Origin of the sequence: Leeuwenhoekiella parthenopeia, assembly GCF_020782115.1 — a bacterium.
GTDB lineage: Bacteria > Bacteroidota > Bacteroidia > Flavobacteriales > Flavobacteriaceae > Leeuwenhoekiella > Leeuwenhoekiella parthenopeia.
The window spans coordinates 23,524-29,689 of record NZ_JAJGMW010000037.1; the positions used below are offsets into that span (position 1 = coordinate 23,524).

Consider the following 6,166-nt stretch of genomic DNA (forward strand, 5'->3'; position numbering starts at 1 on the left):
TATATGCTCTTAAAAAGTAGCAAAAAAACAGGTTTAATTATACTACATACTCAAGCGTTAATGCATCTTTTAACAGGATTTGAGCAGCCACAAGTTAACTTGAAGTGTCGATTCAATGGTTATAATCGATTTTTTTAATGATCCTTATGTTAACTGTATAACAGGAAAAACCGGCGGCCTCCTAAGCATTGTATTTAGAAATCTTGTCCTGTAGTTCTTAATTGGGCACAACGAGAGCTAACTGTAAGTCTTGTTTCAGTTTAAGGAATGCTAATCATTACTCAACCTCACCGTTTTAACGTCCGAAATCAACTGCCCGTCTGCTGTCATACCTTCTATATACAGATTGATGGTCTCCAGGCCCAAATTGGGTATGTTAAAGGTGAAATGGCCCTCGCCATTCACACTGGCAAGCCCAACCCAATCAATGACACCATAATCCCTAAATACAGAACTGGTGTAATAGGTATATTTGGGCGGGTAATACGCTTCAGGACGGCTAAAGGTTAACGGATAGTCTGTAATCAAAATCTTGTCACCCTGAGATCGGATAGGACTTAACGTATAATCAGTATAAATACGGATGACGCCCTGTACCCGTTATTTCAAACTTACCACCAATTTCAACGACCACAAAGCCTTTAGTGCGGAAGTAGGATGCCAAAGAAGGGTAGCGGTCTCTCGTTCTGTCATCAAAAAAATCCACATCTCCCCAATTTTCAAATTCAATGGTCGCGTTGCGTTCTTGTTTGGGATTTACGGTCAACACTACTTCATCCAATTGTTGTACATCTGTCGATGTGTTCTGGATAATGGGATTTTTTGTTACCAAAGACAGGTCAGGAGATTCCACAATGCCCGTAACGGGATACTTAGGAGTCCAATTAAATATTTCAGATGGAGAAAATTGAATGTAAAGCCTCGGTACTTCAAGACGGCCGTTTTTACGAAGTTCTGAAACGGCCAGTTTTTCCTCTAACAATGGATAGCGCCCAGTGCTTTGAAAACCGGTAGCAGTATCTTCAACTGTAAGGATCTCCATCTCATTCAGTGTGGTTGGCATCAACAAAAAGCGGGAATGATCTGCTTTATTTATTTTTGCCCTGATTCTTATGCCGTCTTCAAAGGCATAATGTGGGGTCAGTTTTCTTGCTCTAATGGCGTGCCAGTCATAAGTACTGGTTCCAGAAGCTATAAGCGCATTATCCAAGGCCTGGAAGTTCACTCTACCGTCTAGCTCGAAATAGCTTTTGGCATGCCAAATCGGATCTTTTAGGTAAGGTGTCAAATAAAGAGCGGATACTATATTGTGGTTATGAGCATAAGATCTAGTCGAAGGCGGGAGTACCGAAATGCTAAACCCATGTAGCATATCTTTTAAGCTTTGGGATGTCAATGTGATTGAAATGGAGTCAGGTGTTGTCTTCCTGGAGACTGTAAAAGGCAACACTTTCTTTATGGGTTCTGGGTTGAAGTATATGCGTTCGGCAAGGGGTTTGTTGTTCGCATCAAACACCGTAAAAATGTTGATGCCGGTAAACAGGGCTTGCTTGTTTATGTATTTGATTTGACTCGGTTCAGAATCAAATTGGGTCGAAAACCCCTTTAACGACGACCCGTTATGAAATACCAATGGCAGGGATTGCCCTTTGAGTTGATTGAGAGTCGTGGGGTTAGTTTTTAAAATAACGCCAATTTTCCCATCCATATCCACAATGTTAAGGCTAACGCCATGTTGAGATAGGGCAAAAGGTTTAATAGCTATTGGTGCCGCTAACGAATCATTTTGCATCGAGTAGCGTTCACCCATTACTGGGGTAAACCCACAACTACCAAAGCCTAAACTATCTGTCGTGAACTGTGCTTTTTTGGAACCGTCCGCACTAACTATGGTTCCGGTAATATAGGGAACTGGTTTTCCCCTATCATCACGCGTAACGACGGAAAAATTAGTAAAGGTATTGGCTATGGCTTGGTTGCCTTCCGGTCTTAGGTAGATCGAGGTCAGGGAAACTGAATCAGATCTTTTTGAAGTTTGACCAAACTCTAAAACTTCAAACATCTGGATATACGGATTGGGTTCATTGAAATTCCGTTGGTAATTTGTATAGGCCTTAAAGTAGTATCTACCCGCCTCAAGGTTATTATCAATTGAAAATAGGTCAGTACCCATGCCGAGCTCAGTTAGCACCATTTTCTTTTTGATTATGTTACCATACTCATCTGTAATAAGACAATAAACATTGCGCGTGGTCTTTGAGGGGATTTTATGCGTTTTGTCAAACGTATATACCGTAAACCCCATAGTTTCTCCTTTAAAAAAATGAGACTTATTTAGATGCACATACAAAACTTCGCGTGTAGGTGCGGCATAGAGGGTAAAATCATCAACAATGGATAAGGTGTCCTGACCGTAGTATTGAAGGTGTATGATGAGCGCTAAGTAAAAGAGAAGTTTGTGGGATATGGGTTTTCCAACAAATTTGTGTTTTGGGTTGAAAGACGTCATTTTTTATAATTATTACCTTTTTGATCAAATTTTGAATCAGCTCAGAGCTATATTAAAGACCTTTCGATAGTCAATAAAGCTTGAAGAGGGTTAAATTCTATTACACCTGGGATTTCTACGCAGCTAGCTTTTCTTTTCCATCAACAGCATGTGTAAGATAATTAGGTACTTAAAACTTATTTTTCATGGTCTTAAAAGTCCGTAACTCCGTAATCTTAGTGTCTGCTAAAAAATGAACCATCGTACCAAATTAAACAATGATTTTAAGGATAAAAGAATTTAACTGATGTAAGATATTGAAGAATAATTAATTATAAGCGTATTGAGACCTTTCCATATCAATAATGGCGCTAACTGCCCAACAGATCGAGATTGATAGTATAAAAGATTAAATGAAATAAAAAACCTTGTAAATAATTATTTTACAGGGTATTCAGTTGGGTCTGAAACTCAAAAAGGTCAGTCGGGCGGGCTACGGTCATAAAACCGTTCACCGCAGTGACTCCAGTCCTGCAAGTATAACTGCCTGTCCTTGCAGTCCAGATGTCTTAAAACAAAAAGCCCATTCAAATACATTTGATGAGCTTTTTTTGTTTTAATCCATAACGCAGTTATGGGTGATCGTGGAGTCGGGCGGGTTCGAACCGCCGTCCAAACGGGCAACTCAATAGCTTTCTACACGTTTATTTGCCACTTGATTTTCGTGCAACAGCCGGTCGGCAACTACCAACTGCTACCTTATTCCCAATTAGATTTCGTAAGGGCATCAGGATCCTGCCAAAACTAGGTCTACTTTTTCGGTACCCCTTGACGAAACGCCGCAAACCAGGGCTTTTCAGGGGTATCTTGGTGCCGTACCTCGTACGGCATTAAGCATATCCTACTGTGATTCGGATTATGCAGCCAAGGCGTAGTTAGACTCGCCGTTTAAAAAAGTGTGAAACCTGAGATTAACGAGCTATGTCCCAGCGCTCGACGTGCTTACTATTCAATTAGACCCGCTGTCAAAACCAAATCGACCCCGAGTGAATTCAAAATTCAAAATTCAAAGTTTAAGATTTTGAATCTTGAATTCGAGCCTGCAAAGATACTAAACTTCTTCAGGCCGTAAAGGTATTTAGTAATTTAGAATTATTTCTTCTCGATTGCCGCGTCGTCTTTAAGCGCATTGATCGAAATTTCTCCTTTTCCGTAGGATTCAATTGAAGCCTTATCCTGAGCGAAAACCGTTAAATTATCATTGGCATTGATTGCTGTCGCAGTGCGTCCGCTTAGGGTTACGCTAGCTTCATCGGCTTCAAATTTTCGGCCTTTATAATCTCCGCGATCTGAACTGGTAAGGTTTAAAGTTTTGGTTTTCCCATCCGCTTCAAATTCGGCATTGTCGTCAAGAGTAATAAAGCTTTCAGAAGCATCAAAATCTCCCTGTAAATCGGTACGACCATTCATTTTAACATTAAGCTTACCGGTAGAAACCGTTACATCGCCTTTGGCGTTTCCGCTTAAATTAAAATGCGTCTGCTCGCTTCTCAATTTGAATTCAAACTCAGAGTCTTCGCGCGCTGTGAGTGAAAAGTCGGGTACATTTATAATGCCGGGAGATTCAAACTCGGTATCGTCGTTAAGAATGATGTGCTGAGGGTTTTGCAATTTTAAATACACGTGTAACTCCTTGGAGCGGGTGATGCGCGTAGAAGGCATAATACGCAAAACGCTGTCGCGCACTTCAAACTGGATGACACTCGTAAGATTGCGATCTGTAGTGAGCACATAATTATTGATGTTTGACTGTGCCAGTTCGAGCTCAATGCCTTCGCCAACCTCAACCGTGTTTATGCCGGTAGTGAGATTTCCGTTTACCGAAATAACGTCTTTATCTCCTTTAATCTTTTTCTGAGCGCTGCATGAAGTTAAAATACCCAGTGCAAATGCAAATACTATTTGTAGTTTCATAGTTATGTTTTACTAGTAATATAAGGCGAAACTAAAGGCTTTTGTGTCAATAAACTATTAAAACTTTGATAAGAATGCCCCAAAATGGCAAGGCCTAAAAATCCCGAAAATTGTATCTTCCGCGTAAATTTTGAATTCTATGCATCCCATCACCTTTGCGCTTTTAAAAGAACGAAAAAACCCACCGGACCGCCGGGCAGTTTTGTCTCCAACTTCTATGCTCGAGGCTCAGGAACGTTTTCCTAAAGCCCATTTTATAGTGGAAGCTTCAGACATCAGGGTGTTTCCTGATGTGGCTTATGAAAAGGCAGATTTTGATGTGGTAACCGATGTGAGCGCGGCAGATGTAATGCTGGGTGTTAAAGAGGTACCTGCAGCGGCATTGATTCCGCATAAGAAGTATTTTTTCTTTAGCCATACCATCAAAAAACAGCCCTATAACCGCGACTTGCTGCACGCTGTTTTGGCTAAAAACATAGAACTCTACGATCATGAGGTAATCACCAAAGCCAGCGGATTGCGACTTATTGGTTTTGGCCGCTATGCCGGGATTGTAGGCGCTTATAATGGGTTTAGAGCTTTGGGTAAAAAATACAAAAGCTTTGATCTGCCGCCTGCAAACAGCCTGACCGGGATTGAAGCGCTTCATGCACAACTTGCTAAAATTGAATTGCCCGCGATTAAAATCTTACTTACGGGTACCGGAAAAGTGGCCGGCGGTGCGCAGGAAATTCTGGATGCGATGGGAGTCAAAAAGGTTTCGGTGGCAGACTATCTAAATAAAAACTTTAAAACTGCAGTGTATTGCAAAATCGGCGTAACTGATTATAACCGTAGAAAAGACGGGCAAAAACCCAGTGCCAAAGAATTTTTCAGTGATCCCAGTGGTTACGAGTCTGATTTTATGCGCTTCGCGAAAGTGACTCAGTATTTTATTGCGGGGCATTTTTACGGGCAGGGCGCTCCGTATTTATTTACCAGGGAAGACGCGAAACATGAGGATTTTAATATTGAAGTTATTGCCGATATCTCCTGCGATATCGACGGACCGGTGGCTTCTACCTTGCGCGCTTCGACAATTGAAGATCCGTTTTACGGTTATGATGCGCAAAGCGAAAGCGAAGTCGCGATGGATGCTCCCGGAGCGATAACCGTTATGGCGGTAGACAATTTACCTTGCGAATTGCCGAAGGATGCCAGTGAAGGATTTGGTCAAATGTTTATTGAGCACGTGTTTCCGGCATTTTTCAACGGCGATAAAGACGGCATCCTGCAACGCGCCCGAATGACTCAAAACGGAAAACTCACCAAACGCTTTAGCTACCTTCAGGATTATGTGGATGGGAAGGAGTAGGATTTGTTCGAAGGTTAATCGTTAAATGTTAATTGTATGACGTGAGAGGTGGGAAGTAGAAAGTAAAAAGTAAAAAGTGGGAAGTAAAAGGTGAAAAGTAGAAAGTAGGCAGTCACAGTTAGTAGTTAGTTGAGTTCAGGATTCAGGGTTGAAAATTCAAAACCAGCAATAGTGAGCATCCCCCCATTTGTAGGGCAGTTTTCAGCTTAAATTAAGTTCCGGTTATATTGACTAAGCTGCTTTTTGTTGTTTGTTTAAATACTTTACCAGCGGTATTTCGTTTTCTATTCCCTGATGCCTTCTTTTTGTATTGTAATAACTAAAATACGTTTTTAATTGTTGGTATAGAT

General features: G+C 41.2%; 4 protein-coding genes and 1 other RNA gene. 1 reads left to right on the top strand and 4 read right to left on the bottom strand.

Features of this window, described 5'->3' with window-relative positions:
• Positions 1–270: 270 nt before the first annotated feature.
• The 4 genes from LLW17_RS18325 to LLW17_RS18340 form a co-directional block, all read right to left on the bottom strand.
• Positions 271–528 carry a hypothetical protein gene (locus LLW17_RS18325; protein WP_228231746.1) on the bottom strand — a complete coding sequence of 86 codons (258 nt, stop codon included), beginning with the start codon at positions 526–528 and terminating at the stop codon, positions 271–273.
• A 40-nt stretch (positions 529–568) separates the two neighbouring features.
• On the bottom strand, positions 569–2,509 hold the full coding sequence (locus tag LLW17_RS18330) for a hypothetical protein (RefSeq protein ID WP_228231747.1): 1,941 nt from the start codon (positions 2,507–2,509) through the stop codon (positions 569–571).
• A 621-nt stretch (positions 2,510–3,130) separates the two neighbouring features.
• Positions 3,131–3,532, bottom strand: a transfer-messenger RNA (tmRNA) gene (gene ssrA, locus LLW17_RS18335).
• Positions 3,533–3,640: 108 nt separating this feature from the next.
• Positions 3,641–4,462: a GIN domain-containing protein gene (locus tag LLW17_RS18340; protein ID WP_228231748.1), complete on the bottom strand. Its 822-nt coding sequence runs from the start codon at positions 4,460–4,462 to the stop codon at positions 3,641–3,643.
• Positions 4,463–4,610: 148 nt separating this feature from the next.
• Here LLW17_RS18340 and LLW17_RS18345 point away from each other — a divergent pair, with 148 nt between their 5' ends.
• Positions 4,611–5,816 carry an NAD(P)-dependent oxidoreductase gene (locus LLW17_RS18345; RefSeq protein ID WP_228231749.1) on the top strand — a complete coding sequence of 402 codons (1,206 nt, stop codon included), beginning with the start codon at positions 4,611–4,613 and terminating at the stop codon, positions 5,814–5,816.
• Positions 5,817–6,166 lie beyond the last annotated feature (350 nt).